The organism is Caballeronia sp. LjRoot29 (genome assembly GCF_964252755.1).
GTDB lineage: Bacteria > Pseudomonadota > Gammaproteobacteria > Burkholderiales > Burkholderiaceae > Caballeronia.
The window spans coordinates 1-24,466 of sequence record NZ_CAXUPU020000006.1 but is presented as its reverse complement, the minus strand read 5'-3'; the positions used below and the strand labels follow the sequence as shown (position 1 = coordinate 24,466).

Sequence of the window (24,466 nt, the reverse complement as noted above, 5' to 3'; positions counted from 1 at the left end):
GGCATTTAAAGGCACAGTGATTCACTCGTCCCTCGTGCTAACCGATTGCAGCCAATCGACAAACGCCCTCATATGGACTGGCTTGTCCGCATCGAGCGGCACCAGCGCGTAGTAGGTTGAACCCGGCGAAAGCAAAGTGGGAAATGGCTTCTGCAACCGGCCGCTCGCGCAATCAGTCTCAAGTGTAGGAAACGGACCTATGCCGAATCCGAGCCCATCTGCTACAGCCTGCAAGGTCACAAAAAAATGGTCGAAGCGTAAGGTGCGACTCGCCCGAAGCATAGGTCGGCTCGCCGCTTCCACCCACGCCTCCCAGTCGCCCGGACGGGTTTCGCTCGACAGCCAGGTCTCCTGAGCAAGCTGCTCGACGGACGTGATGCCCGAACGGGCGAGCAGCGCCGGACTCGCAATCACGGTGTTCGATTCCCGGAACAGCGGCCACGCCTGAAATTGCCCGCCACTCGGTACGTCCCGTCGTATTGCAACGTCGAAACTTCCCCTGAGCGCGGGCTCCGTCGACATCGCGGTCGAAACGCGCACATCCACGTCCGGGCATATCTCAGCGAACAAAGGCAACCGGGGGATCAGCCAGCGCATCGCGACCGTGGCCGAGGCGCTGACCCGGATGACCTTTACATGCCGGTTCTTGCCATAACGTTCAGCGGCGTCCGCAATGTGGTCGAACGCGGCGCTGATTTCGCTTGCGAGCGCCCGGGCGTGCGGAGACGCCACCATGCTTTGTCCCTCGCGCACGAACAAGGGCTGGCCAAGCCAGTCCTCGAGACTCGCTATCTGCCTGCTGACTGCGCCGTGGGTCAGGTTCAATTCCCGGGCTGCGGCCGAATAACTTCCTGCACGGGCGGCGATTTCGAATATGCGCAACGCATTGAGCGGTGGAAGCTTTTGTCTCATGTGTGATTTTTACGCACAGGTACGGCTAGTTTTTAGCGATTGTGTGAGAAAGATACTCATCATACGCTGGCACCAAGCTCAACGAGAGAGGTGATCCATGACTGAACTTATCAACGTTAATTCCCGATCCTATCGGCTGCCGTCGGCGCCAACGATTGTTGTCTGCGTCGATGGATGCGAACAGGAATACATCAATCAGGCCATCCAGGCCGGGAAGGCTCCGTTCCTCGCAGAACTAGCCACCTTTGGCACGGTGCTGACGGGAGACTGCGTGGTGCCGTCGTTCACCAACCCGAACAATTTGTCGATAGTGACGGGCGCACCGCCATCCGTTCACGGCATCTGCGGAAATTTCTTTTTTGATCAGGAAGCGAAAGAGGAAGTCCTGATGAACGATGCGAAGTACCTTCGCGCGCCCACTATTCTTGCCGAGTTGGCTCGCGCCGGCCGGAGCGTTGCGGTGGTGACGGCAAAGGACAAACTGCGCAGCCTGCTTGGACATCAGCTCAAAGGGATCTGCTTTTCGGCTGAAAAGTCCGACGAGGTGAGCCTCGCGGAACATGGTATTGAAAACGTGGTGGCAAGGGTCGGCATGCCGGTGCCGCCCGTGTATAGCGCGGAGCTTTCGGAATTCGTTTTTGCCGCGGGACTCTCGTTGCTGACGAACGAGCGCCCCGATCTCATGTACCTGTCGACGACCGACTATGTACAGCACAAGTACGCGCCGGGCACGCCGCAAGCCAATGCGTTCTACTCAATGATGGACGGCTATTTCAAACGTTATCACGAGGAAGGCGCGGTATTGGCCATCACGGCCGATCACGGGATGAATGCAAAGACTGACTCCATCGGCCGGCCGAACATCGTATTTTTGCAAGACCTTCTGGACGCCCGATACGGCGCGCAGTTCGCGCGCGTGATCCTGCCGATTACAGACCCCTACGTGGTGCATCACGGCGCGCTTGGATCCTATGCAACAATTTATTTAAGCGATGTAGAACGCCGCCGCGAAGTCACGGAGTTTCTCACCGGCACTGCGGGTATTGAAGCGGTCTTTACGCGCTCGCAAGCGAGCCAGAAATTTGAAGTCCCCGAAGATCGGATTGGCGATCTCGTCGTGCTCGGAGAACGTCTGACGGCACTCGGCAGCGCTGCCGAGAAACACGACTTGTCTGGATTGACCGTGCCATTGCGTTCACACGGCGGGATGTCCGAGCAAAAAGTGCCGCTTATTTTCAACCGCAAAGTGACTGACCTCGATGGCGCCCGTCGTCTGCGCAATTTTGACGTTATCGATATCGCGCTCAACCACCTCGGTCAATAAAGTAACCGGCTAGCGCAGCGAAGACTGCGCGCCGCACGGAGACAGACATGCCCTCAGATACACCCTCAGACTTACCCGATGCTTTGCAATGCCAACCAATATATAAACTCGCCTCTTTTACCCAGTACAAATGGCGTGCGCTCATAGGCGTGACGTTCTGCTATCTCTTCTATTACACCGGACGCCAGACCCTGGGCTTTGCGGTTTCCGGCATCCAGCATGACTACGGTTTGTCAAAATACGAGCTTGGCTGGATCAGCGCGACCATGTTGTGGTGTTATGCGGGTGGCCAGTTCATCAACGGCAATCTCGGCGATAAACTCGGCGGCAAGGCAATGATGATCGCCGGTGCAGTTCTCTCGCTAGCGACGAACTGGGTCTTCAGCTTCGGTCACACATTCTGGTTTTTCCTGCTTGCATGGGGCGCGAACGGCTACTTTCAATCGATGGGTTTCGCGCCCGGCAGCCGCTTGCTGTCGAACTGGTGGGATCACACACATCGCGGCTTCGTGTACGGCGTCTATATCGGGTTTTCGGGATTTTCTTCCGTGCTCGCTTATGTCTTTCCCGTCCTCATTCTCGGCACGATGCATCTCGGCTGGATCTGGATTTTCAGACTCGCACCGCTTTCAATGCTACTCGGCGCACTGGTCTTGCTGCTGTTTGTATCGGAGCGTCCCGAAGACAAACAACTACATCCCGTTGAACCCGCAGGCGGCATCCCACCGCCCGCCGTGGAGGATGATTTGACCAGCGCACAACGGTATTCACTCGTGCTGCGAAACTGGAAGCTTTACATCACCGGGTTGGCCATTGGTTTTCAGAACGCAGCACGATACGCGTTAGTCGTCTGGGTGCCGGTACATTTTCTTGGCATGGACTGGAAGAACTCTTCAGCGCTAATTGATCCGAAGTGGATCACGGTCGCGTTGCCCATAGGGATGGCGCTTGGCTCACTATCGAATAGCTGGATCTCCGACGTGCTGTTTCAGGGGAGACGCTACGTTGCCATCGTCTGGTACATGGTGCTGGCGTCAACCACGGCGATCTTCATGGTGTTCGTGCCGCACGCAAGCATGCTCGCAATTGCCCTGCTGTTCCTGTGCGGATTTTTTGTCTTCGGCCCGGCGTCATCGTTCTGGGCGCTATGCCCGGATATCTTTGGACGCCGCGTTGCAGGCACGGCAACGGGCGTGCTCAATACCATGTCTTATATATTCGCCGGCATTGGCGAGCCGGTCATCGGCCACATGATTGACTCAACCGGTAATACGTCAATCATCTTTCCAATTGTCGCGGGACTGTGCGCGGCGAGCGCGGTCATGTCGATGCTGATCAGGCGCTGATGCAAGCAGTCGCGTGACGCCCCGCTCAAACGGGCCCTCATCAAAGCTCAATTGCGCCTGTTCAATGCTATCCCCATACTTTCCCGCCCACGATATAAGGGCCACGAATGGGTCCTGAAGCGTCCGCCCTAGCGGGGTGATCGAGTCCTCAACCGCCACCGGCGGTCAACACGCTGAGCCCCGGTGCCATCGACACACCGATGTTCGACAACGTAAGCAACAAAATGCGGCTTTCGCTAACCAGTCGTGTCCCATTGAACCGCTTAGGGCTGCCCGACGAGGTGGCGACTGCAGCGTTATTCCTCGCGTCCGCTGACGCCGGGGTTGTTCCGTTAGATGCTAAGGATAACGACGTTTAATGTAAGCGGCTAAGGTCGGTCGTAGAGCGAAGGTCCACGACTGGCGGACCCTCGCCTCGTGCTACCGCTTCGGGGCCAGCGCAAGCGTTCCACTTATCGGCGGACGCTTACGGTCCGCTTCCCTCACACAGAACCGACATGATCCCGCACGGCGCCGCTCTGTCCTTGCTGCTCGCCGAACTGCAGGGCAGCCAACTGCGCATAAAGCGGCGAGCTCAGAAGAAGCTCGGCGTGACGGCCTTGCGCCACAATGCGGCCGTGTTCCATCACCACAATGCGGTCGGCTTGCTGCACCGTAGCCAGCCGGTGCGCGATGACCAGCGTGGTGCGGTTCTGCGCGGCGTTATCGAGCGCCTTTTGCACCAGCCGTTCGCTTGCCGCATCGAGCGCGCTGGTGGCCTCGTCCAGCAGCAGGATGGGCGGATTCTTCAAAATCGCCCGGGCGATCGCAATGCGCTGGCGCTGTCCGCCGGAGAGGCGCACACCGCGCTCGCCCAGGAACGTGTCGTAGCCTTGCGGCAACTCGTCGATAAAACCAGCCGCAGCCGCCATCTCAGCAGCGCGCTGCACTTGCTCGAGTGTGGCCTCGGGCGCGCCGTAGCGAATGTTGTCCAGCACGCTGCCCGAAAAGATCACCGATTCCTGCAGCACGACCCCAATTTCCCTGCGCAACTCAACCAGCGGCACTTGCCGCGTGGCCACGCCGTTGATCAGAATGGCGCCGGCTTGCGGATCATAAAACCGCAGCAGCAGTTGAAACAGCGTGGTCTTGCCTGCCCCGGACGGTCCGACCAACGCGACATGTTCACCCGCGCGGACATCGAGTGAAAGACTTGAAAGCGCGGCGACGCCGGGGCGGGACGGATACGAGAAGCTGACGTTGTCAAAGCGGATGCCCTCGCCGCGAGTGGGCAACGGCACCGTCGTCTCGGCTTCCACCACGGGTGAGCGCGCCGAGAGCAGTTGCAGCAGCCGCTCAGTGGCGCCCGCGGCCCGTTGCAGGTCGCCCCATACCTCGGCAACGGCCCCGACCGCACCCGCCGTGAACACTGCGTAGAGGATGAACTGGGACAACTGTCCCGCCGTCATGCGCCCGGCGAGCACCGCCTGCGCCCCAAGCCACAGCACGAACACAATCGCCGTGAACACCAGCACGATCACGACCGCGGTCAACAAGGCGCGCGCCCGAATTCGCGTGAGCGCGGTTTCAAAAGCCAACTCCACCGCCCCGCCAAACCGCCGCGCTTCGAACGGCTCCTGCGTGTACGACTGCACCGTCGGCATCGCATTGAGCACCTCACCCGCGACCGCGCTGGCATTCGCTATCTTTTCCTGACTCGCGCGCGAAAGCCGCCGTACGCGCCGGCCGAATATAACGATCGGTGCGACCACTACAACCAGCGTGCCGATAATGTAAGCCGACAGCACCGGACTGGTCACCGCCAGCATCGTCACGCCGCCGGTAAGCAGGAAGAAATTGCGCAATCCCAACGACAGGCTGGTGCCCACTACCGCCTGGATCAACGTGGTGTCGGCAGTGAGCCGCGACAGCACCTCGCCAGTCTGCGTCGTCTCGAAGAACTGCGGACTCATCTCCAGCACGTGGTCGTAGACCGCACGCCGCAGGTCAGCCGTCACCCGCTCGCCCAGCCAGGATACAAGGTAGAAACGCGCCGCCGTGGCGCCGGCCAGTATCAGCGAGACAAAGAAGAGTGCGAGGAAATATCGATCGATGTGCGCCCGGTCGCCACTGGCGAAACCGCGGTCGATCAGGTATTTGAATGCCACCGGCAACGCCAGCGTGGCACCCGCCGACGTCACCAGCGCGAGGAACGCGAGCGCCCAACGCCCGGCGTAAGGCCGCAGGAACGGAAACAGCGCGAATAGAGGACCTATGGCCCGCGAAGGCGGAGACTGTGAAGGCGGTAAGGACGGGACAGCATCTGGCATGGTGATTCCAAGTGGATCGAAGGGCTCCTCGATTGTGCCAGTGCCGCAAGTTCGAAGACGGAATAGTCAAAGCCAGACGCCGATTGTTCGAGCGTGTATTCCGCGGCGTCAGCTCCATGAAACTATCTGCCGCGTGGTTGCCGCGACAGCTCATCTGGTTCAAGATCGAGTCGACTTATCCGGAACGAGCCATTCTCATGACAGACAATCCCGATCCCGACAAACTCAAGGGCCCCGGTGGCCTGACGCTACGCGAGATCCATGAACAGGTTCAGAAGAGCCTCGAACGCGATCGCAAAGAGCAGGCAACGCGCAACGCCGTCGCGCCGCCGAAAGGCAGATGGCAACGTTGGGTGCGCTACGTGTGGGGCCGCAGCGGCCGGCGCTAGCGATCGTTTAATCACAGATGCAGTGGCCGCAAAATTTCGAGCCCGACGATGGGACCACAACAGGTCCGCGTCGGGCTCAACTACCAAACTACCAATCTACCGATCTATCAATCGCTCATTCAGATCAGCGCATTCCGCCACTCGCGACAATGTGTTCGCCCGTCAACCAGCGCGAGTCGTCCGACGCCAGAAACACGGCGATCGACGCGATATCGTCCGGCTGGCCCAATCGTCCGAGCGGGGTCTGGGTGAGCGCCCATGCGTCGAGGTCGGACCCGATTATCCCTGCGCTATGGGTACCTTCGGTCACCACTACGCCAGGATTGATCGAGTTCACGCGAATTTTACGCGGCCCGAGTTCGCGCGCCAGCACGCCGGTAATCGCATCGACCGCGCCCTTCGTGCCGCTGTAGACGGCACTCGCCGGCGGCGTAATGCGGCTGACGACCGAACTGACATTGATGATGCTCCCTCCTTCACCCAGATGACCCGCGGCCGCTTGTGTCGTAAGCAGCACGCCTAGCACGTTGGTGTTGAACTGCTTGTGGAAGTGCTCTTCAGTGATCTCTTCGATCGTCGAGAATTCGTAGATCCCTGAATTGTTGACCAGGATGTCGAGGCGACCAAAGTTTTCGATGGCCGCGTTGATAATGCCCTTCGCGTCCGCTGCCTTCGACACATCGCCGCCGACCGTAACTGCCCGGCCGTCGGCCGCCGTAATTGCTGCTACAACAGCATCGGCACCCGCTTTGCTGCTTGCATAGTTGACGACTACCGAAGCGCCTTCTGCTGCGAGTGCCTTGGCAATAGCAGCGCCAATACCCTTGGATGCACCTGTAACAACAGCTACCTTACCTGTGAGCTTGCTCATGATCGTTTCCTTGAAGAGATTGGCTACCGGAATCGACTGGTTGTTTTTGCGACCAATCGATTTGCGTTGGAAGGAATGTAGAGATCTCTTCGGCCGCGATAAAGCGGCGCAAAACGAATTGACTGGATGGATTTGACGAACAATTGAAGCTCAGGATATTTTGACCGAGAGTTCCGTCCCGCCTTTGATGGGCAATTTGACAGACAGAAAGCCGTTTGAAGGATCTCGAATGAATTCCATATAGTCCGGCTCGCCGTTATCGTTCATCAAAAATCCGCCGATCCGAATCTGCGGCGCCACGATTTCGATAACCTGCCGGGCGAGCGATGGTCCCGACCCTAGCGGCCAACCATCGAAGAGCGCGAAGTCAACCGGACCGCCAAGATCCTTCAGCGTCTGCCGTCCGTCGCCCTCGCGAATGTCCACATAGCGGCTCAATCCCGCTTCGTCGATATTGCGTCTTGCGGTCAGCACCTTCGAAGGAACCAGTTCGGAACCGATCACCGTTCCCCCGCCGTTATCACGCATTGCTGCAGCGAAATAGAGCGTCGACAATCCGACCGAAGTCGCGAACTCCACCACTCTCGTTGCACGCATAGCGCGGCAAAGCAGGTAGATCAGATCGCCTTGGGCAGGGAATATCGAAAAGCCGTAGTCGGCATAGTCAGCGGGATCACAGCTCGGATTGGCACGCGGACCGCCATCTTCCGGATAGCGCTGCGACGCCCATACCCGGTCGATTACAGCATTGACCTGTGGATCCTGAAGAGGACTTTCGCCCTTGGGCGTTCTGGCTTCACGAAGAAATTTTTCTATCGCTTCTACGTTCGATTCGGCGTTCATCAGTCAGGCCTCTGGTGAAAAACTAAAGGAATGTCATGTCCGGAAGTTGGGACCGTTGTGCAGGTCGCTGGGAATGAAGACGTTTCGAGCGCAAGAATATTGTGCGAACGACGAGGATTAATTGACTGGCAGCTCGCACCGCCTACGCTGTAATTGAAGGCTTACATGCGCCCAAAATTCGGCGCACACTGACATTACTGTCCGCTAGCAGACTTCCGTTAGGTACCTTGAATAGTCTGGACGCCCGTCGCGCTCAGTAAGAGCGTCGGGGCCGAAGCGTTCTTTGCGTCAGCCGTTCCGCAATACCTTCATACCGTTCGCGCTTTTGTTTGCTTATGTCTTAGCGTATGGGCTCTTTGCGTCCTGCTCACACTGTTGCTTACAAAGCAGATTCAACACAGGTCAATCTGGCTGTCGGGAGAACACAAAAATGAACCCTACTCTGCTAGCGAAACGCGGATTAATACGTCCTGCAATGGCGCTCCTTTCCTGCTGCATAGCGATGTGGTCCGCGATGACGTACGCGCAAACCATCCAGCCCGGCGCGCTCTATCCGGTCGGGATGAAACAGATGGAATACGTCGACACGGCGCAGGGCAACCGCCATCTGGCGCTCACGCTGTTCTATCCAGCTTTACTTAGCAATGCCGACAAGCCCATGCACATGGTTTTCTTCACTAACCTGCACCTCTACAAGAACGCCCAGGTGGTGTCCGACAATGTAAAGCGTCCACTCATCATGTTCTCGCACGGGCATGGCAGCAACGGACTTTACTATGCATGGTTTGCGGAATATATGGCATCGCACGGATATATCGTCGCTACGCTTTATCACTATCGGGCCAACACGTACGACGCAACAATCATGTACACGAGGAGCAAGCTCTGGCAGCGCCCTGTCGACATCAGCAAGGACATCACGTTCCTCTTGAACGATAAAGCCTGGGGACCGCATATCGATCCAAACCGGATTGGTGTTGCCGGCCATTCACAGGGTGGCTTCACCTCGCTCTGGATTGGCGGCGCAATGGTGAACGCGGACAAGTACCTCGCCTACCAGCGCGCCTGGAAAAATAACGAGCTTGTGCCCGCGTCACTGCGCAAGGACTTGCCGCTCGACGCCGGGCCGGCGCTCAAGGTGGCCGACAGCCGCGTCAAGGCAGTGTTCGCGATGGCGCCGGGCGACTTGCCGGGTTTCGGAATGGACGAGCAAGGGGTTGCTCAACTGAAGGTGCCCGCCTATATCATCGTGGGCGCGAGGGACACGCAAGCGCCGCCTAAAGATAATGCCGAATTCGCGGCGAAGTACGCTCCCCACGCACAGCTTGATGTGATGCCGGGCCTTGTCGACCATGAAATCTTCGCTAACGAATGCGATCAGGATGGAAGGGATACGTGGCCGGAAGCATGTATCGATGCGCCCGGCGTAGACCGCACCAGCTTGCACGCGTACATCGGGAATGCTGCGCTGAAGTTCTTCGATACCAACCTCAAGGTTCAGCGAAACTCGCTAAACTAGTTGACCGACAACAATGAGCGACGGCCTGCCGCCTTCGGTAACTCATCGCGCTAGAGCTGAGCCTCAATAGCGGCCTTGTCAATGACCGACCATACTCGTTCGATCTTTCCTTCGCGAAATTGATAAAACACATTTTCTGTGAAGGAAACTTTCTTTCCGTTCACCGGCAGGCCAAGAAAATTTCCCTTCGGGCTACAGATGAATTCCAATCGGCTGGCGACATGAGACGAATCGGCAATCAGCAGATGAATGTTGAATTGCAGGTCGGGAATATCGCTAAAGTCTTTTTCCAGCATCTCGCGATAACCTGACAAGCCTAACTGCCGGTCGTTGTGGTACACGTCGCCGTGAACAAACTGTCCCAACTGGGGCCAGTCCTGCGCGTTCAGGCACGCAATGTAGCCTCGATAGACGGTGGAAAGGTCGTTTTCATTCATGGCAATAACCCTATCTTTTTAAAAGACTCTTGCCCCAAAATAGCATGAGTTGAAATCCACCACCTACCGCTATGAACTCGCCACCTTCCGGAACCGAACCGCTAATCGAAGGCTTAAGTGCCATCACGTTCTCCACGCGCGATATGCGGCGCGCCGTGCACTTCTATCAGGCGTTGGGGTTCCCGCTATTGCACGGCGGCGAGAACGAACCGTTTACTTCATTCGCCGCGGGCGGGTCGTTTCTCAACCTGACCGTAGAGACGCATGGTCCGATCAACTGGTGGGGCCGGGTGATCATCTATGTGTCGGAAGTCGATGCGATGTATCACAAGGCGCTCGCAGCCGGATTTAAACCTGCGTTCACACCGCGCGACGCACCTTGGAATGAACGCTATTTCCATATCGTGGACCCGGACGGACACGAACTCAGTTTCGCCCGGCCATTGAGTTGAACGTGAGTTGGCCGCGTGATGGTGGTGCGGCGCCGGCGTCACCAATCCGGTATGCGAAATGGACGTACGTCCCAGCGGCCTTTGGCACCACGTGATGCGCGTTCCTGACGGACATGAACTCCACATGAATTTCGTCTTTATCGACGTCGACAAGCCGAATAGATTGGCATGGAGAAATGCCGGGAACGGCGAACAAAGCGATGGGCCGCCGTCCGCGATCATTACCGTCACCTGTTACGAACCGAATTCCGCGACATCTGGCGACATAGTTTACGCATGGTTTTTAACCGGACCGCACATTACATTAGCTTCACCCGACGCGACAACGGCCTTCTCCCGCAAAGATGCGTCCAATCTCAACCGGTTATCTGTCCATCATGGTTACCACTGGAAAAATTGCTCTTTGCGCGACGTTGTTCGTCATCGCCGTCTCGCTGATCGAGGCATGCATACTCACCCGCAAACAGCGCAATAGCGCGATGCCTTTCGACTGGCATGAAGTATGGATTTCACTGGCCGATGTGGCGGGTCGCAAACTGCTCGCACTGCTACCGCTTTCGCTCGCGACGCCGATTTTCGCGCTTGCCTGGGATCATCGGATTTTCACCGTCACGATCAATAGCGCGCTGATGGTGTTCCTGCTCTTTATCGGCCAGGAGTTTTGCTACTACTGGTACCACCGCGCGTCGCACTGCATTCGATTTTTCTGGGCGACGCATGCCGTTCACCACTCGCCGAATCAACTGACGCTTTCGTCCGCATACCGGCTTGGGCTGACCGGAAAGCTGACCGGTTCAGCGATGTTTTTCGCACCGCTTGTATGGCTTGGCGTGCGTCCGGAAATCGTGCTGGCGACGCTAAGTTTTAATCTGCTTTATCAATTCTGGCTGCATAACACGTGGACCCCGAAACTCGGCTGGCTCGAATATGTGTTCAATACGCCATCTGCACATCGCGTGCACCATGCATCGAATACCGACTATCTCGATGCGAACTTCGGCGGCGTGCTCGTCATATTCGACCGCTTGTTCGGCACGTATGTCGAAGAACGCGCTGATGAACCGTGCCGTTACGGTCTCACGACACCCACGCGCTCTCGCAATCCGTTGGTCGTCGAGTTCGAACACTGGGTCAGCCTTGCCCGAGATGTCGTGACGGCGGGCAGCGTGCGGACTGCGATTCGTTATGTGATGCTGCCGCCGGGCTGGCGCGCTGACGGTGCAGGCGAAACAACCGAAGCGCTGCGTCAAAAAAACCTCGCCGCACGCCGCGCGGTTCCAGCCAGCACGCAGGGACGGTGACGGGTTTTCCAAAAAAGGCAAGCCACGCAGTCAGCGCTTTTCTTAATGCATAAGGGCTGGTAATCCAGCCCTTATGGAAGTCTCACATTTCTACTCGTATCCATGTCTTCGCTTATCGACGATGGATAGGAATTCTTAGGTCGCTTCTTCTATCCTGCGATTCAAAGAATGCGGCCTGTGGGCTCGACTCCAACACGCGACGAACCTCTGTTGGTTATTCAAGAATACAGAGCAGTCGGCGCAGCGCAACCGGTCGGAGCTAGCGCTGCGCCATTTGAACCACGTACCTGCAACTGCAACAACGTGGTGTCAAACCCCACCACACCATGTTAAACAGGCGTCTGGTCGCTTAGGATGCTTGCGTCTAACGTTGCGGCGTCTAACGAAATGACAGGCACCGCGGTAGACCGGCCCACAAATCGTTTAGAAAGAAAATTGCGTACCGGCTCTTCAACGAATTTCGTCAAGATGATCGCGCTCACAATCGTAATGGCGCTTGCTACCAACATCGGCGCCGGCGCGGACGCGTTCGGTGTTCCCGTGACCATATATACCGCCTGTCCTATGGGGTAATGAAGCAGGTAAACAGGATACGAGAGCCATCCAAGGAATCGGGCTATTTGTATTTCAACCGGGGACGTGCACTGAACCGTCGACCCGAACAATACCAACCACGGCGCGACGCAGAAAATAATAAGCATCGGATACAAGCCGCGCAGCGACATGGGGAATAAGAACAAAACCAGTACCAACGCGTACAGCACGTAGATGTTTGCAAACACCCGAGGCACCATTGCCCTCACCGGTTTGGCGCTCGCACTTTTAACGTTGTACAAAAACACGCCTGCCATAAACCCGAACGCGATCCGGAAAAACCCGCCGTCAAGCCTGCTGCTGGACCAGCCTTGCTCGAAATCAGCAAACCCGTGACCATGCGTTTCAACGACCGTCAGTGCGCTGAATACGACGAACATGACGGCGCTGAAGACGATTATTTTGAATATCGACCGAGTACTCAGGCGCACAACAAACGCGAACGCGAGACTTGCGAGCACCTCGAAGAACAGCGACCACGCCGGTGGGTTACTGGGAAAAATGGCGGCTATGGTGAGTTGCGCCGGCGGTACCGACTGAATGCTGGTCATGCTGGCCGCGCCGAAATCGCCGAGATAGGGAGCGAGAAAAAAATTATCGAGCGTCGCGGCGGCAACATTTCGGACCGAATAGTTCGATAAACCTACCGCTCCCGCCTCGATAAAAACCGGCAGCGCGATCAGCAAGGAAATCAGCAACATTGGATACAGGCGGATCAGGCGCCTGCTCACATATTCAGTACTTGTCATGCCGTTCAAGAGGCGCGCACCGTAAGAATGTGCGATGACGAAACCGCTCAACATGAAGAACAGATCGACCGCTTCATAAGCGTTTTTGAAGACCGTTTCCTGGCTGAAGTGGGAGATCATTACTGCGATAGCGGCAACGCCTCTCAGCCCGTCGAGCGCGTCAAATCTATTATGTGTCGCGGACATTCGTTGGCCTTTTTATTTTTTGGAGACGAATAAACAATCCTGATTTTTTTCGTTTTTACCGCCATTTACATCCCTCAATCTAGCATTGGTAAAAACGACCTGATGTGCGCTGCGGCACGCATCTTACGAACCAAAATTGGATTTGGACCATTCTCTAAAACGCGGCCGGCCAACATTCGCGTGAGCGGTCGGCTGTGAGCGACGCGTTCGAGTGCGACAGGTGCGTCGCTATTGCGTGCCGGCTCGGTGTATCACGAACGTTTCGGTGCGAGAGCCGTAGTGCTTCGTGACTTCGGCATCGGTCATCAGTCTGGACGACTTCAGGATTGGACCCGTCGCTGCATAGAGTCGATCGGGATCGGGACCGTACATATACAAATAGCCATCATTGCCGTCTATATGAAACTCAGTCTCGCCAAGCTCGCCAGCGCCCGCACGCTTTATCGCACGTTCTAGCCGATGCTCCAGCGCGCTTATTTTCTGGCGGTCCTTGGGGTAGTAATCGAAATGAACCATCATTACCGGCCCCGGCGGTCTTTGTGACTGCTCCGAAGCCGTTACATTGCCAACGAACAATGCAGCACACAAAAGCGTAATGAATGTTCTTCTCACCATGGGCACGATATCGCTGACGAAAAATGACCTTCAATTGTCGACGATGTAATCAATCCCGTCGAGTGTCGCCGCCGTGCCAGCAACGTTTGAATTGTTGGACCCTCTGCATGTCGCGCTACACTGAAGACCAAGCCGCCCGTCGGAGGAAACCATGACAGACCTTGACCCTGACACCACTTTTCGGGGCTTGCCCCTCACTCCTGAGCAGAACGCGGAAGTGAGGCATTACATTAAATTGCAGACGCAGCGTGGCTTGCCTTGGGACACGTTGGAGCTAAGTGCAATGCTTAAGGACATGTTGCAACCCCCGGGCGACGAGAACGACGAATTCGACGAGTTAGACACCTCGGCAGACGAGACAAAAGCGGCCGCCGAGCGCGCTATGGGATCCGTTGAGGAAGAGATGGATTCCATCGAGGCGAGCGAGGAATGGCATGCCGCAATGGAGTCGGAAATCATGAAAGGGCCCAGGCGATAGAGGCATGCAGCCTCGATTACGAAATCGCCCTCATTGCTGTCAAGGACTACCGCAACCAGGTCTTCTGACAATCGCGCGAAAGCAATATCGAACGCCAGGAATTCATTCCGCTGCCATCACGGGCGCTATTTCGATCAAGGACCTGAGCCGTTCCTGATCGACCGGTGTCGCCGGGTTGTAGACAATCATTTGAAGATCCGGCCGCCCATCGACCGCGAAGGACGAGTATTCCAGCGAGATCGGCCCGAGCACCGGGTGGCGCAAGTGCTTGACCCCTTCGCCGTGAGTCTGCACCTCGTTGTCCTGCCACATGGCGGCGAACTCGGGACTGGACCGGCACAGTTCATCGATAAGCGGCGCCACTTCAGCGTCAGCGCCTGCGCGGGTGGCATCGATTCGGAAAGCGCTCACCACGAAGCGGGCTACGCTTTCCCAATCGAACTGCGCAGCACGCACGCGCGGATCGCAGAAGATCATGCGCAGAATGTTGCGTTGCTTGGGCGGCAGGCTGCCGTAGTCGGTGAGCACGGCCGCCGCCGCCCGGTTCCAGGCGACCACGTCCCACGTCGCCGTCCTGACGATCGCCGGGCTATAGGGCAGCGCCTCGAGCAGGCGCTGCAACCGTGGCGTGATCGCGTCACCGCCGCGATAGCGGACCTCAGGCGGATGACCAAGGCCGAGCAGGAACACGTGTTCGCGCTCGACTTCAGTCAGCATCAGCGCGCTCGCGATACGGTCCAGCACCTCCGCCGACGGATTACCGCCGCGCCCCTGCTCAAGCCACGTGTACCAGGCTGCACTGATATTCGCGCGCTGCGCCACCTCTTCCCGGCGCAATCCCGCCGTCCGCCGCCGGCTACCGGAGAAACCGAAGGTCGCGGGATCGAGCTTCGTCCGCCGGTTCTTCAGATAGCTGCCGAGCCGATTGTCGTTCGCGCGTGAGCTCTCGTTCTCGTGGGGCATGTGCAACCTGTTAGACGTATACCTGAATAATGTAGTCACTTTAACAGGATGATTTTATCTCGTACAACGAGGTTCGACGAAGGAATGCAGCTACCGACCAGCGCGGATTCTGCTATTTCCAGAGCCTTACAAAAGCGCGGCGCCTGACCCGCGACGCTGAACGCTAAGCAGAAAATCCGCCTTCCCACTCGCGTCGATCCCGAGAATTGACTAACCTTGTCAAAACATTCCGCAACGGAGTCTTGGCATTAGCAAAGCACCCGCTCGCTCTTGCCGGACTCCCTGACAAATCGAGAATATTCATCCGATGCCCACCGACATTCCAGAGCCCCAAGCCGTTTGCGATTCCATCTCCCGCAGCGCGATCTTCCTGGTCGCCACGCTTAAAGCCGGTCCCGACAGCGCGAGCACGGTACGCGCGTTATGCGCTGACGTCGCCGCTCTGGTTCGTGCGGTCGGTACTCGCGCGCCTACGGCCAACCTCTCGTGCGTCTGCGGTTTTGGCTCAGACGGCTGGGACACGCTTTTCGGTGCGCCACGTCCTGCGAATCTTCACGCCTTCCGCGAGTTTGGCGAGGGCAAGCGCCGCGCTATCGGGACGCCGGGCGATATCCTGCTGCACATCCGCGCAGACCATATGGATCTCTGCTTTGAGCTCGCTTCCCTGTTGATGGAGCGCCTGCGCGACGCGGTCTCGGTCGTCGATGAAGTCCATGGCTTTCGCTATTTCGACCTGCGCGACATGGTGGGTTTTGTCGATGGCACGGAAAACCCGAGCGGCCGCGAGGCAGTCGAGTTCGCCCTCATCAGCGATCAGGATCCGGCATTTGCGGGTGGCAGCTATGTGATGGTGCAGAAGTATCTGCACGACATGGTGGCTTGGGAATCACTGCCAGTCGAGGCGCAGGAACGTATTATCGGCCGCAGGAAATTGTCCGATGTCGAGCTCGCCGATGGAGTCAAACCCTCGTCTTCGCATAGCTCGCTAACGACCATCGAGAAGGACGGCAAGGAAGTGAAGATCCTGCGTCACAACATGGCATTCGGCCGTCCAGGCGCGGGTGAGTTCGGGACGTACTTTATTGGTTATGCGAGTGCGCCTGAACCCATCGAGCAGATGCTCGAGAACATGTTTGTTGGACGCCCTCCGGGCAATTACGACCGGCTTCTCGATTACAGCCGCGCGGTCACGGGCGGCCTGTTCTTTGTTCCATCCGCGTCCATGCTTGAAGACCTCGCGGATCGCGATCCGCAGGCTTCGAAGGAAGAATCACCCTCGGCTGGGTGATCGCTGACCACGCAACGGCTTGTTGCGTGCGTCGTCTGCAGAGTGTGTCGACACTGCATTTTGCCCCGCAAGAATGATCCCTTGCGGGCAATCCATACAAGCAGATTACCTAGACAAAACTCCCGCATCAGAAGCGTATTGAAAGAAATCAGGAATACTTAAGTAAGCAAGCCTCATGAAAGCCGCATGCGAACGCATCAGTCTTTCTTCTTCTCTTCAGCAAGCTTACAAACCCCGTCAACTATAGGTCCGCTGCCGGTCCGCTCTTGTCATCTGCACGACACCTGCCCCCGTCACGATGGCCATCTGGCATCGCACATTCTCTGCGAAGGATTCGCTTCGACCATCGAAGGCGACATGGTGCATGTGCTAAGCCTCAACTAAGCCTCAGTTAAGCGACTACGCCCGCGAGTAACTACTCTCCAGCGTCTTATCGCCATCGAAAACAATAGCCGCAATCGCACCAGGAGCGAGACATGCATGATGTGGCAGATTCCGACAGGTTACAGAGCAACGGTGTGAAGTCGGTCCAGCAGTACATCGATGAACATCCGATGTGGCCCGACGGGACACGCCTCCCATCGGTGCCCATGACCGCGATGCAATGGCGCATCTGGGCGCTGGCCGCAGCGGGAAAGTTCTTCGAAGGGTTCGTCGTTTTCATGACGGGGGTCGCACTCCCGCTGATCTCGCGCGAGTTCGGCATCAGTGCGGCGCAGAACGGTTTCATCAGCGCCGCGAGCCTGATGGGCATCCTGGTCGGAGCGGTGGGACTGGGGGGCATGTCCGACTACTTCGGGCGTAAACGGATGTTCATCGTGGAGATGATCATCTTCGTGGCGTTCCTGGTGCTGCTCGTTCTTTGCACCAACTTCACATCGCTCGTGATCTGCCTTTTTGGACTTGGCGTGGCGCTCGGTTGTGATTACCCGACCGCGCACATGATCATCTCCGAAAGCATCCCTAGCAGCAGTCGGGGCAAGCTCGTGCTGGCAGCGTTCGGCTTCCAGGCGTTGGGCGCGCTCGGCGGCACGGCCGTGGGCTTCCTGGTGCTCTCGACCATCCCGACACTCGATTCATGGCGCTGGATGTACGGCACCGCGATCATCCCGGCGCTGGCGGTAACCATCGGCCGCTTCTACATCACGGAAAGCCCGAGCTGGCTGCATATTCGCGGCGCGGTCGACCGCGCGGAAGCCGCTGCGCAGCGATTGCTAGTGCGCAGCCCGCAGTACCCGACAAGTATTGCGCTGTCGCGCGAACTGGAAATGGCCGCCACAGTCCACGGCGGCAACAAGAGCTTTGCCGCGCTGTTCGCGCGGCGTAACCTGCGCGCCACCATCCTGGCCTCGGTACCGTGGTTCCTGCAGGATCTCGGCACGTACGGCATCGGCATCTTCACGCCGACCATTCTCGCAGCAGCGTTCGGCAGCAAACCTGACCATGTCCGAAGCATCAGCGACCTGATACTGAACGACATACTTGCGGCCAAGGGCTCAGCCCTCATTACCCTGCTGCTGATTGTCGGCATCATCTTCGCGGTCATCCTCGCGGACAAGGTCGGACGGATCTGGCTGCAAGTGATTGGTTTTATCGGTTGCGCGGCAGGCCTCCTGATTGCTTCGTTATCCGATGGATTTGAAGGATCGACGAAGACGGTGGTGATTTTCGCCGGCTTCATGCTCTTCAATTTCATGACCAACCTGGGCCCGAATGCACAAACCTATCTGCTCGCAGGCGAAGTGTTTCCAACGGCCATACGCGGCACCGGAGCCGGGTTCGCGGCGGCTGTCGGCAAGATCGGCGCGGTCGCGACTGCGTTCCTGTTTCCCATTCTGCTCACGGGCATTGGCACCGGTCCGCTTCTCTACATTCTCGTGGGCACATCGATTCTCGGCGCCGTGGTGACGTGGATCTTCCGCATCGAGACAAACGGCGTGAGCCTTGACGACATTGGACGATAGATCTAACAACAGGCACGCGCTCACAGACCGCCACGATGTTCCCCACACAAGAGATGGTTTCCCCGTATCGCGACGGAGACGTGCATGACTAAGCAACATAAAAACACGGCACGGCGGATGCGCCCGCACCGGTTCGCAGCCCTGCCGCTGTGCATGGCTGCGTTCGGCTTGATGACGAGCGCATTGGCCAATGCACAGGACCTCACATTGAGCGAAACCGGCTCGACCTTGATGTATCCGCTCTTCATCACATGGGTGGCCGAGTACACGAAGACTCATCCCGGCGTTCATATTACGGTGGGCGAGACAGGCTCCGAGGCCGGCATCCAGCAAGTGCTCGCTGGAAAGGTCCAGATAGGTGCTTCGGACGCCTATATGACCGACGCCGACATGCGGCAACACCCGCAGATCATCAACGTCCCGCTGGCCATTGCCGCGCAGACGGTCAACTACAACGTGCCCGGTCTCAACACGACGCACCTCAAGATGGACGGGCCGGTGCTCGCCGGCATCTACACGGGCGAGATTCGCAACTGGGATGCGCCGCCGATCGCCGCACTCAATCCAGGCGTAGCGTTGCCGCATAACCCGATCGTGCCGATCCATCGCGCCGAGGGCTCCGGAGATACCTTCGTGTTCACCCAGTTCCTGTCATTCTCGACGCCGAATTGGGAAAGCAACCAGGGATATGGCACGTCGATCTCGTGGCCGAGCGTGCCGGGTAGTGCGACTGCAACGGGCAACGCGGGCATGCTGCAGGCGCTGCAGACAACGCCTTATTCGATTGGTTATGTCGGCGTTAGTTTTACTGACAAGCTGACCGCTGCGCATCTCGGCACCACCGCGCTCAAGAATGGAGCGGGCGAATTTGTTACGCCAAGCAAAGACGCGATCACGGCAGGCGCCGCTTCACTGGGTCCGCGCACGCCGGCTGATGAACGCTTGAGCCTGGTGTTCGCGCCGGCATCGGGCTCGTATCCGCTCGTCAATTACGAGTACGCGGTTGTTTCGACGAAGCAACCTGACGCCACCACTGCGGCCGCGCTGCGCAGGTTCTTGCTCTGGTCGATCGTGCCGTCCGAGACCAATGAGGCCTACCTCGATACGGTGCACTTCATTCCGCTGCCACCGCACACGTGGGAGTTGAGTCAGGCACAGGTTCAATCAATCAAGTAGCAGCGCATGCAAGCATCAATCACTAATCGTAGACAAGTGACTGCATCCGGACAACGCACTCGAACCTCGTGCGTTGTCCGAAACATCTGATCCAAACCAAATCAATCAGTGGCCGCTGTGCAAATGCGCTGCCTTCTTGGCTGCGTGTTCAGCGTGCTCGCCCGCATGCAACCCGTGACCATGCGCCAGGTGAGCATGGTGGCTTGCACTCTCGTGGTCGCCTGCTTCGGCGTGCTTGGCTGCTTCGCGATGATGCTTCGCGGCCGAATCGAGGTGCTTGGCTGCTTCGTGATGATGGTGATGAACTTCGTGTTGATCGCTCATGGAAGTCTCCGGTATTTGCAACGGGGCTCAATCCACAATAGGAATGAGCATCACCACGATAGTTAAATGCGGTGTCACTTGCGTGAACTCCATGGGGGAATATTGTTGAGGCGCCGTAACCGGAGTTTACGAGGCTCGTTTACCAAGCGCTAAGATCATCGCGCACCTCATGCATAGCGCGCAAGAAACATGTCAGCGGCGGATTCCGCTACTTGCTTTTGTTCACGCTTGCTTAACGGAGACTGCCCCATTGTCACTTGCGGCCAGAAAGCAAACGCCTTGACGAGAGCCTGCAATTGCAGCGAAGCGAACACGGGGTCCGATGTCTTGAGCCGGCCATCGGCAGTCGCTGCGCGAATCCATACGGTCAGGTCTTCTTCGCGCTCACCCATGCGCGCCACCATGTCGCGCGCACGCTCCGGCGAATGAATGCCCGCCGCTATTGCGACGCGCGCGAGCGACAAGAAAGCCTCGTTATTTAAAAGACTCAGCTTTTTAAGCAGCAATTGCAGCAACTGCGCGCGCAACGGCTGCGAGTTGGAATAAGCAGGCGCCTCGCCCGTATCACTCGAGTCCCACAACTGCCGCAGGGTGGCTGCGAACAGCGCTTCCTTGCTTGGAAAATGGTTGTAGACCGTGCGCTTCGATACGCCCGCGCGGGCTGCAACGCGGTCCATGCTGGTGGCGTCGAAACCCGCGGCGAGAAATTCTTCAATAGCCGCAGCGATCACAGCGGCGCGCTTGCGATCGGTGAGACGTGGCAGGTTGGTGGTGGAGTCGGCAGTCGTATTCATCGATAAATTTTACACCAGGTAGTTTACTTTTTTCTACGATAAACTACACTGTGCAGTCTACTTTCCCTACTTTTGAAATTGGGACGCCATTACATGACATCGTTCACCGGTTCTATCCGCCGTGCCTTGGGGCTAACAGCGGCGCAACGCGGCCGCGAATCATTTGACTCGTCAACGCAGCACAATGGCGAGCGCTTCCGTAATGTCAGCCCTCGTCCCTTGGAAGGAATCGGAAAGACCCTGGGCATTGCATGGAATCTGCTGTTCAAGAAACCCGCCGGTACTGTGCCATCAAGCCCTCTGCCTGTCGATGCGCTGACGCGCGAACAGCTTGACGCGGCGCCGGATCGCAGCTTGTTTCGCCTCGGGCATTCAACCATGTTGCTCAAGCTGCGGGGTCAATTCTGGCTGACCGATCCGGTCTTCGCCGAACGTGCGTCGCCGTTCAAACGGTTTGGTCCAAAACGCTTTCATGCCCCGCCCATTGCGCTCGCTGACCTGCCGCCACTGCGTGGCGTGATTCTGTCCCACGACCATTACGACCATCTGGACCGCGAGACGGTCCTTGCGCTCGCGAACACCACGGGCATCTTTTTGACGCCGCTCGGCGTGGGCGATCGGCTCATCGAATGGGGCATCGACGCGTCGAAGGTTCGTCAGTTCGACTGGTGGCAAGGCGTTGAGATCGACGGCATCACTTTCACGGCAACGCCTTCGCAGCATTTCTCGGGCCGCAGCCTCTTCGATGGCAACAGCACCTTGTGGGCATCGTGGGTTATCGTCGACGCCGATCTGCGCGTGTTCTTCAGCGGCGATACAGGCTACTTCGACGGCTTCAGGACGATCGGCGAACGGCTGGGTCCATTCAACGTAACGATGATCGAGACGGGTGCCTACGACGCCCAATGGCCGTACGTGCACATGCAGCCTGACCAAACCGTGCAGGCCCATCTCGATCTGCGCGGCGACTGGCTGATGCCGATCCACAACGGCACGTTCGATCTCGCGATGCATCGCTGGCAGGATCCGTTCGAGCGCGTGACGGGGCTCGCCGCCGCAAGTGGCATTCTGCTCACGACGCCGCGCATGGGAGAGCGGCTTGACCTGGCCGCGCCGCACCGCGGTCAGCGGTGGTGGCGCGAGACAGCGGACGTCGTGCAAGAGCCGAGGACAACGCGGCGATGGTTCTCATGCCGCAATGCAAGCGAAGTAAATTCGCAGGGCTAAGCATTCACTGATCATTCAATGAAGCTCGCCGTCAAATACAGCTACGACCCCGGCGTCCATCGATAAACAATGAGATTGGACTGGTTGTAGTTGTCCTTCGTGACCACGTACTCGCCGGTCGACCGCAGATATGACCTCAGGCCATACATTGAATCGACGTTATTGCCTACGTCCACGGCAGCGGGGTTGCTATTGGTGAAGGTCGTGTCCAGGTTACCCGTGGAGAGATTGAAGGCGTCAATGTTAGGCACGGTTCCTACATACCCGACGAACAGATAGTTGCCGGCGGCCGTGATCGATTTCGGATTGGGGCTGGTCAGGTTGATCACCGGATTCGGTGCGCGCTGGTTACCTGCAAGCCAGCCGTGATACACCTCGACCCGTGTTCCTATCGAGGTCCAGTCTGTACTTCCGACTATGCCTTGCGCCAGGATCATGGTGTCGCTCTCCGGGAGGTAGATGATCCGCGTCATCGGCCAGATGGACCTCGGCGTGGCATATGCAATGCCCGCTCCCCAGCTCGGTTTGCCGTCGGCGTCAAAACCGGTCAACGGATAGTAATAAATGCGGTTCGTGCGGTCCGGGCCGGCCCAGATGTTTCCGTTGCTGTCGAGACAAAATCCTCCCGTGATCAATGCAGTGGCATTGAACGCCGTGCCGGGTAAAGATCCATCGGGGATGGCGATGTAGCCATTGGCCGCGTTGAAGTGGAAGAAGTAAAAAATTCCCGGATTCTGGCCGGCCGCCACCATGATCCGGTTTGCGCCGACCGTGGCAATTTGTGCGAAGTGCTCGCCGCGCTGGGTGTCGCTCATATCGATGCGTGGATCGGACGGATAGTCGATCGGATCGACCGTGTTCGCCACGAACGTTCCGCCCGCGCCGCCCGTGTAGATATTGAAGCCGCCGTAGAAATTGGCGCCGTCTGTCGCGGGGTCGGGTGCGCCGTTGCCTTCAAAGTTCAACGCCTGAAGCGTCCACTGCAAGGTGCCTGAACTGTCGTAGGCGTGGATGTCGGTAGTGCCGTTGCGGCCAAGATCCCACGTTCCACCCCACGGGTTGTTGAGGACATACAGATTGCCGGTGGCGTCCTTGCCAATGCCGGCAACGCGGGTGAAGCGCTTGTCCCCGACTTGGCCCTTGATGCCCGTAGTCGTGTCCAGATACCCGCCCTGAATGCCGAACGTGCCGACCTGCGTTGGCTGACCCGTGCTCGCCGCGGTCTGATAGATCTTGATGTTCATGTCGGGCCCTTCGTCGCCGACCAGAAGCTGTCCAGCCGTTGGATCGAAATACAACGCGCTCGGGCGGGACGTGGCGGGCATCTGGATCGAGTTCAACGCTGCGCCGGCCGCGCTGAACTCGACGATCGTGCCGGCGTTCTGCTGCGCGACCCAGACGTTGCCGGCGCTGTCCACGGCGAGCGCTCCGGGCGCTGCCACGTTGATATCGCTTTGCCAAACACCGTCGGTGGTAAAGACGCGGACGCGATTTCCAGGGAAGTCGCTCGCATAAAGAAGGGAGCCCGATGTCGCGAGTCCGGTCACGACATCACCCCGCGTCTGGGTCGTTGTCGCACTGACGGGGATGGAAAGATCGCGTGTTTTACTGGTTCGGTTATATCGCCCTACCCAGCCGCTGCCGTTGGTCCTGTCATATTGCAAGGCGGCAAAAATCGAAGTTGCGTTACCCGTAATGGCGCTGCCCTGGAATTCGTTATGAATTCCGATGGACCCCATGTTCTGGCGATTGCCGTAGATAGCAACGCCGCCTTCGTTTTCGTCCCAGAGGGAAGCGGTATAAATAGTCCCCTCGGGCGCAACCCATATGGAGCGGGCGCCATTACCGACATAAGTGGAATTCGTTCCGTATGTGTTCGCAACCCAGTCAGTGGTGTATTGCGCCTGACACTCCGGCACAATTGCCGCGATCAATACAGCGGCGGCAAATACCGCACGAATGCGCTTTTTTAACATGAAAATTGGTCTCGTAATGGTCGCCTAATCCAGATGCAGAATGCGCAGGCGATAACACCCCTAAGCCCCGCGACCCGTGGGTCGGCGCTTGATTGGGTTAAACGTAAAAATTAAACGGGGCACTTATGGAATTAAGAGAATCGGCACGGTCAATGTAGTGCTAGAAGGCATATGCCAAGTAATCCTTACGCTATAAGGCTCGAATCCCGAAACCCTCCGGTAGTTACTTTGCGCATACCGCAAAAATATCGCCATACCTAATCGTATGATGAAATATTCTAAAATGCATCGATAAAAAATCAAAAATAAATGCCCAATCCTGATTCGACGTCATAAGCGTGAATTAATTCGACGTGATTGACGGAACGGCAAACGCCGATTTATGCCAGTCGTAGAGAATTGACCGATTCAATTGATTACTTAAAAACA

General features: G+C 57.7%; 23 protein-coding genes and 1 pseudogene. 13 read left to right on the top strand and 11 right to left on the bottom strand.

What is annotated here, in order from left to right:
- Nucleotides 1–21 precede the first annotated feature (21 nt).
- Complete coding sequence (locus ACSQ83_RS09270) at nucleotides 22–912, bottom strand: LysR substrate-binding domain-containing protein (RefSeq protein ID WP_414954696.1); 891 nt, start codon at nucleotides 910–912, stop codon at nucleotides 22–24.
- A gap of 97 nt (nucleotides 913–1,009) precedes the next feature.
- Between ACSQ83_RS09270 and phnA the strand changes: the two genes are divergently transcribed.
- The 3 genes from phnA (at nucleotide 1,010) to ACSQ83_RS09255 (ending at nucleotide 3,941) form a co-directional block, all read left to right on the top strand.
- Complete coding sequence (gene phnA / locus ACSQ83_RS09265) at nucleotides 1,010–2,236, top strand: phosphonoacetate hydrolase (RefSeq protein WP_436227926.1); 1,227 nt, start codon at nucleotides 1,010–1,012, stop codon at nucleotides 2,234–2,236.
- A gap of 47 nt (nucleotides 2,237–2,283) precedes the next feature.
- Nucleotides 2,284–3,582 carry an MFS transporter gene (locus ACSQ83_RS09260; protein ID WP_436227925.1) on the top strand — a complete coding sequence of 433 codons (1,299 nt, stop codon included), beginning with the start codon at nucleotides 2,284–2,286 and terminating at the stop codon, nucleotides 3,580–3,582.
- Between the two features lie 173 nt (nucleotides 3,583–3,755).
- The gene (locus ACSQ83_RS09255) at nucleotides 3,756–3,941 is read left to right on the top strand and encodes an SDR family oxidoreductase (RefSeq protein ID WP_436228070.1); all 186 of its coding nucleotides are present in this window, start codon (nucleotides 3,756–3,758) and stop codon (nucleotides 3,939–3,941) included.
- A 123-nt stretch (nucleotides 3,942–4,064) separates the two neighbouring features.
- Here ACSQ83_RS09255 and ACSQ83_RS09250 read toward each other — a convergent pair whose 3' ends face one another.
- Nucleotides 4,065–5,891, bottom strand: a complete 1,827-nt coding sequence (locus ACSQ83_RS09250) for an ABC transporter transmembrane domain-containing protein (RefSeq protein WP_414954691.1) — start codon at nucleotides 5,889–5,891, stop codon at nucleotides 4,065–4,067.
- Nucleotides 5,892–6,007: 116 nt separating this feature from the next.
- On the opposite strand from ACSQ83_RS09250, the gene ACSQ83_RS09245 reads away from it, so the two are divergent.
- Nucleotides 6,008–6,280 (top strand): hypothetical protein, encoded by a 273-nt coding sequence (locus tag ACSQ83_RS09245; protein ID WP_436227924.1) that lies wholly within the window; start codon nucleotides 6,008–6,010, stop codon nucleotides 6,278–6,280.
- A 124-nt stretch (nucleotides 6,281–6,404) separates the two neighbouring features.
- On the opposite strand, the gene ACSQ83_RS09240 is transcribed toward ACSQ83_RS09245, so the two are convergent.
- Together ACSQ83_RS09240 and ACSQ83_RS09235 are read right to left on the bottom strand one after the other, a co-directional pair.
- A complete protein-coding gene (locus ACSQ83_RS09240) occupies nucleotides 6,405–7,151 on the bottom strand; it encodes a glucose 1-dehydrogenase (RefSeq protein WP_436227923.1) in 747 nt (248 codons plus the stop codon).
- A gap of 150 nt (nucleotides 7,152–7,301) precedes the next feature.
- On the bottom strand, nucleotides 7,302–7,994 hold the full coding sequence (locus ACSQ83_RS09235) for an O-methyltransferase (RefSeq protein ID WP_436227922.1): 693 nt from the start codon (nucleotides 7,992–7,994) through the stop codon (nucleotides 7,302–7,304).
- A 514-nt stretch (nucleotides 7,995–8,508) separates the two neighbouring features.
- On the opposite strand from ACSQ83_RS09235, the gene ACSQ83_RS09230 reads away from it, so the two are divergent.
- Nucleotides 8,509–9,513: an alpha/beta hydrolase family protein gene (locus ACSQ83_RS09230; RefSeq protein WP_436227921.1), complete on the top strand. Its 1,005-nt coding sequence runs from the start codon at nucleotides 8,509–8,511 to the stop codon at nucleotides 9,511–9,513.
- Nucleotides 9,514–9,563: 50 nt separating this feature from the next.
- Here ACSQ83_RS09230 and ACSQ83_RS09225 read toward each other — a convergent pair whose 3' ends face one another.
- Nucleotides 9,564–9,950 (bottom strand): ester cyclase, encoded by a 387-nt coding sequence (locus ACSQ83_RS09225; protein ID WP_414954686.1) that lies wholly within the window; start codon nucleotides 9,948–9,950, stop codon nucleotides 9,564–9,566.
- Nucleotides 9,951–10,021: 71 nt separating this feature from the next.
- On the opposite strand from ACSQ83_RS09225, the gene ACSQ83_RS09220 reads away from it, so the two are divergent.
- The 3 genes and pseudogenes from ACSQ83_RS09220 to ACSQ83_RS09210 all read left to right on the top strand — a co-directional run bounded on the left by ACSQ83_RS09220 (nucleotide 10,022) and on the right by ACSQ83_RS09210 (nucleotide 11,703).
- Nucleotides 10,022–10,402 carry a VOC family protein gene (locus ACSQ83_RS09220; protein WP_414954685.1) on the top strand — a complete coding sequence of 127 codons (381 nt, stop codon included), beginning with the start codon at nucleotides 10,022–10,024 and terminating at the stop codon, nucleotides 10,400–10,402.
- A gap of 34 nt (nucleotides 10,403–10,436) precedes the next feature.
- Nucleotides 10,437–10,877: pseudogene (locus ACSQ83_RS09215) on the top strand (SRPBCC domain-containing protein); the annotation flags it as partial.
- Complete coding sequence (locus tag ACSQ83_RS09210; protein WP_414954684.1) at nucleotides 10,780–11,703, top strand: sterol desaturase family protein; 924 nt, start codon at nucleotides 10,780–10,782, stop codon at nucleotides 11,701–11,703. The pseudogene ACSQ83_RS09215 and the gene ACSQ83_RS09210, both read left to right, overlap by 98 nt.
- A 329-nt stretch (nucleotides 11,704–12,032) precedes the next feature.
- Here the strand turns inward: ACSQ83_RS09210 and ACSQ83_RS09205 are convergent, their stop codons facing one another.
- Nucleotides 12,033–13,232 (bottom strand): acyltransferase family protein, encoded by a 1,200-nt coding sequence (locus ACSQ83_RS09205; protein ID WP_436227920.1) that lies wholly within the window; start codon nucleotides 13,230–13,232, stop codon nucleotides 12,033–12,035.
- Nucleotides 13,233–13,460: 228 nt separating this feature from the next.
- Nucleotides 13,461–13,751, bottom strand: coding sequence for a hypothetical protein (locus ACSQ83_RS09200; RefSeq protein ID WP_436227919.1), 291 nt, complete (start codon nucleotides 13,749–13,751; stop codon nucleotides 13,461–13,463).
- Between the two features lie 247 nt (nucleotides 13,752–13,998).
- On the opposite strand from ACSQ83_RS09200, the gene ACSQ83_RS09195 reads away from it, so the two are divergent.
- Nucleotides 13,999–14,325 carry a hypothetical protein gene (locus ACSQ83_RS09195; RefSeq protein WP_414954561.1) on the top strand — a complete coding sequence of 109 codons (327 nt, stop codon included), beginning with the start codon at nucleotides 13,999–14,001 and terminating at the stop codon, nucleotides 14,323–14,325.
- 102 nt (nucleotides 14,326–14,427) lie between these two features.
- Here the strand turns inward: ACSQ83_RS09195 and ACSQ83_RS09190 are convergent, their stop codons facing one another.
- Nucleotides 14,428–15,288, bottom strand: a complete 861-nt coding sequence (locus tag ACSQ83_RS09190) for a helix-turn-helix transcriptional regulator (protein WP_436227918.1) — start codon at nucleotides 15,286–15,288, stop codon at nucleotides 14,428–14,430.
- Between the two features lie 307 nt (nucleotides 15,289–15,595).
- Between ACSQ83_RS09190 and ACSQ83_RS09185 the strand changes: the two genes are divergently transcribed.
- From ACSQ83_RS09185 to pstS, 3 genes are all read left to right on the top strand, one after another.
- A complete protein-coding gene (locus tag ACSQ83_RS09185) occupies nucleotides 15,596–16,576 on the top strand; it encodes a Dyp-type peroxidase (protein ID WP_436227917.1) in 981 nt (326 codons plus the stop codon).
- A gap of 476 nt (nucleotides 16,577–17,052) precedes the next feature.
- Nucleotides 17,053–18,540 carry an MFS transporter gene (locus ACSQ83_RS09180; protein WP_436227916.1) on the top strand — a complete coding sequence of 496 codons (1,488 nt, stop codon included), beginning with the start codon at nucleotides 17,053–17,055 and terminating at the stop codon, nucleotides 18,538–18,540.
- Nucleotides 18,541–18,624: 84 nt separating this feature from the next.
- Entirely contained in the window at nucleotides 18,625–19,716 is a 1,092-nt protein-coding gene (gene pstS, locus ACSQ83_RS09175; RefSeq protein WP_436227915.1) for a phosphate ABC transporter substrate-binding protein PstS, read from the top strand.
- 105 nt (nucleotides 19,717–19,821) lie between these two features.
- Here the strand turns inward: pstS and ACSQ83_RS09170 are convergent, their stop codons facing one another.
- Both ACSQ83_RS09170 and ACSQ83_RS09165 read right to left on the bottom strand, forming a co-directional pair.
- Nucleotides 19,822–20,040: a hypothetical protein gene (locus ACSQ83_RS09170; protein WP_075583274.1), complete on the bottom strand. Its 219-nt coding sequence runs from the start codon at nucleotides 20,038–20,040 to the stop codon at nucleotides 19,822–19,824.
- Nucleotides 20,041–20,207: 167 nt separating this feature from the next.
- Nucleotides 20,208–20,834 (bottom strand): TetR/AcrR family transcriptional regulator, encoded by a 627-nt coding sequence (locus tag ACSQ83_RS09165; RefSeq protein WP_436227914.1) that lies wholly within the window; start codon nucleotides 20,832–20,834, stop codon nucleotides 20,208–20,210.
- Nucleotides 20,835–20,927: 93 nt separating this feature from the next.
- On the opposite strand from ACSQ83_RS09165, the gene ACSQ83_RS09160 reads away from it, so the two are divergent.
- Nucleotides 20,928–22,061 carry an MBL fold metallo-hydrolase gene (locus ACSQ83_RS09160; RefSeq protein ID WP_436227913.1) on the top strand — a complete coding sequence of 378 codons (1,134 nt, stop codon included), beginning with the start codon at nucleotides 20,928–20,930 and terminating at the stop codon, nucleotides 22,059–22,061.
- Nucleotides 22,062–22,102: 41 nt separating this feature from the next.
- On the opposite strand, the gene ACSQ83_RS09155 is transcribed toward ACSQ83_RS09160, so the two are convergent.
- Nucleotides 22,103–24,037: an SMP-30/gluconolactonase/LRE family protein gene (locus ACSQ83_RS09155; protein ID WP_436227912.1), complete on the bottom strand. Its 1,935-nt coding sequence runs from the start codon at nucleotides 24,035–24,037 to the stop codon at nucleotides 22,103–22,105.
- Nucleotides 24,038–24,466 lie beyond the last annotated feature (429 nt).

What these genes read in the sequence shown, in the direction of transcription:
- ACSQ83_RS09155 (WP_436227912.1), bottom strand. Translation starts at nt 24,037, where the DNA reads ATGTTAAAAAAGCGCATTCGTGCGGTATTTGCCGCCGCTGTATTGATC.
- ACSQ83_RS09165 (WP_436227914.1), bottom strand. Translation starts at nt 20,834, where the DNA reads ATGAATACGACTGCCGACTCCACCACCAACCTGCCACGTCTCACCGAT.
- ACSQ83_RS09185 (WP_436227917.1), top strand. Translation starts at nt 15,596, where the DNA reads ATGCCCACCGACATTCCAGAGCCCCAAGCCGTTTGCGATTCCATCTCC.
- ACSQ83_RS09245 (WP_436227924.1), top strand. Translation starts at nt 6,008, where the DNA reads ATGAAACTATCTGCCGCGTGGTTGCCGCGACAGCTCATCTGGTTCAAG.
- ACSQ83_RS09170 (WP_075583274.1), bottom strand. Translation starts at nt 20,040, where the DNA reads ATGAGCGATCAACACGAAGTTCATCACCATCATCACGAAGCAGCCAAG.
- ACSQ83_RS09210 (WP_414954684.1), top strand. Translation starts at nt 10,780, where the DNA reads ATGGTTACCACTGGAAAAATTGCTCTTTGCGCGACGTTGTTCGTCATC.
- ACSQ83_RS09160 (WP_436227913.1), top strand. Translation starts at nt 20,928, where the DNA reads ATGACATCGTTCACCGGTTCTATCCGCCGTGCCTTGGGGCTAACAGCG.
- ACSQ83_RS09240 (WP_436227923.1), bottom strand. Translation starts at nt 7,151, where the DNA reads ATGAGCAAGCTCACAGGTAAGGTAGCTGTTGTTACAGGTGCATCCAAG.
- ACSQ83_RS09250 (WP_414954691.1), bottom strand. Translation starts at nt 5,891, where the DNA reads ATGCCAGATGCTGTCCCGTCCTTACCGCCTTCACAGTCTCCGCCTTCG.
- ACSQ83_RS09205 (WP_436227920.1), bottom strand. Translation starts at nt 13,232, where the DNA reads ATGTCCGCGACACATAATAGATTTGACGCGCTCGACGGGCTGAGAGGC.
- ACSQ83_RS09260 (WP_436227925.1), top strand. Translation starts at nt 2,284, where the DNA reads ATGCCCTCAGATACACCCTCAGACTTACCCGATGCTTTGCAATGCCAA.
- ACSQ83_RS09195 (WP_414954561.1), top strand. Translation starts at nt 13,999, where the DNA reads ATGACAGACCTTGACCCTGACACCACTTTTCGGGGCTTGCCCCTCACT.
- ACSQ83_RS09180 (WP_436227916.1), top strand. Translation starts at nt 17,053, where the DNA reads ATGCATGATGTGGCAGATTCCGACAGGTTACAGAGCAACGGTGTGAAG.
- pstS (WP_436227915.1), top strand. Translation starts at nt 18,625, where the DNA reads ATGACTAAGCAACATAAAAACACGGCACGGCGGATGCGCCCGCACCGG.
- ACSQ83_RS09230 (WP_436227921.1), top strand. Translation starts at nt 8,509, where the DNA reads ATGACGTACGCGCAAACCATCCAGCCCGGCGCGCTCTATCCGGTCGGG.
- ACSQ83_RS09200 (WP_436227919.1), bottom strand. Translation starts at nt 13,751, where the DNA reads ATGATGGTTCATTTCGATTACTACCCCAAGGACCGCCAGAAAATAAGC.
- ACSQ83_RS09190 (WP_436227918.1), bottom strand. Translation starts at nt 15,288, where the DNA reads ATGCCCCACGAGAACGAGAGCTCACGCGCGAACGACAATCGGCTCGGC.
- ACSQ83_RS09235 (WP_436227922.1), bottom strand. Translation starts at nt 7,994, where the DNA reads ATGAACGCCGAATCGAACGTAGAAGCGATAGAAAAATTTCTTCGTGAA.
- phnA (WP_436227926.1), top strand. Translation starts at nt 1,010, where the DNA reads ATGACTGAACTTATCAACGTTAATTCCCGATCCTATCGGCTGCCGTCG.
- ACSQ83_RS09225 (WP_414954686.1), bottom strand. Translation starts at nt 9,950, where the DNA reads ATGAATGAAAACGACCTTTCCACCGTCTATCGAGGCTACATTGCGTGC.
- ACSQ83_RS09220 (WP_414954685.1), top strand. Translation starts at nt 10,022, where the DNA reads ATGAACTCGCCACCTTCCGGAACCGAACCGCTAATCGAAGGCTTAAGT.
- ACSQ83_RS09270 (WP_414954696.1), bottom strand. Translation starts at nt 912, where the DNA reads ATGAGACAAAAGCTTCCACCGCTCAATGCGTTGCGCATATTCGAAATC.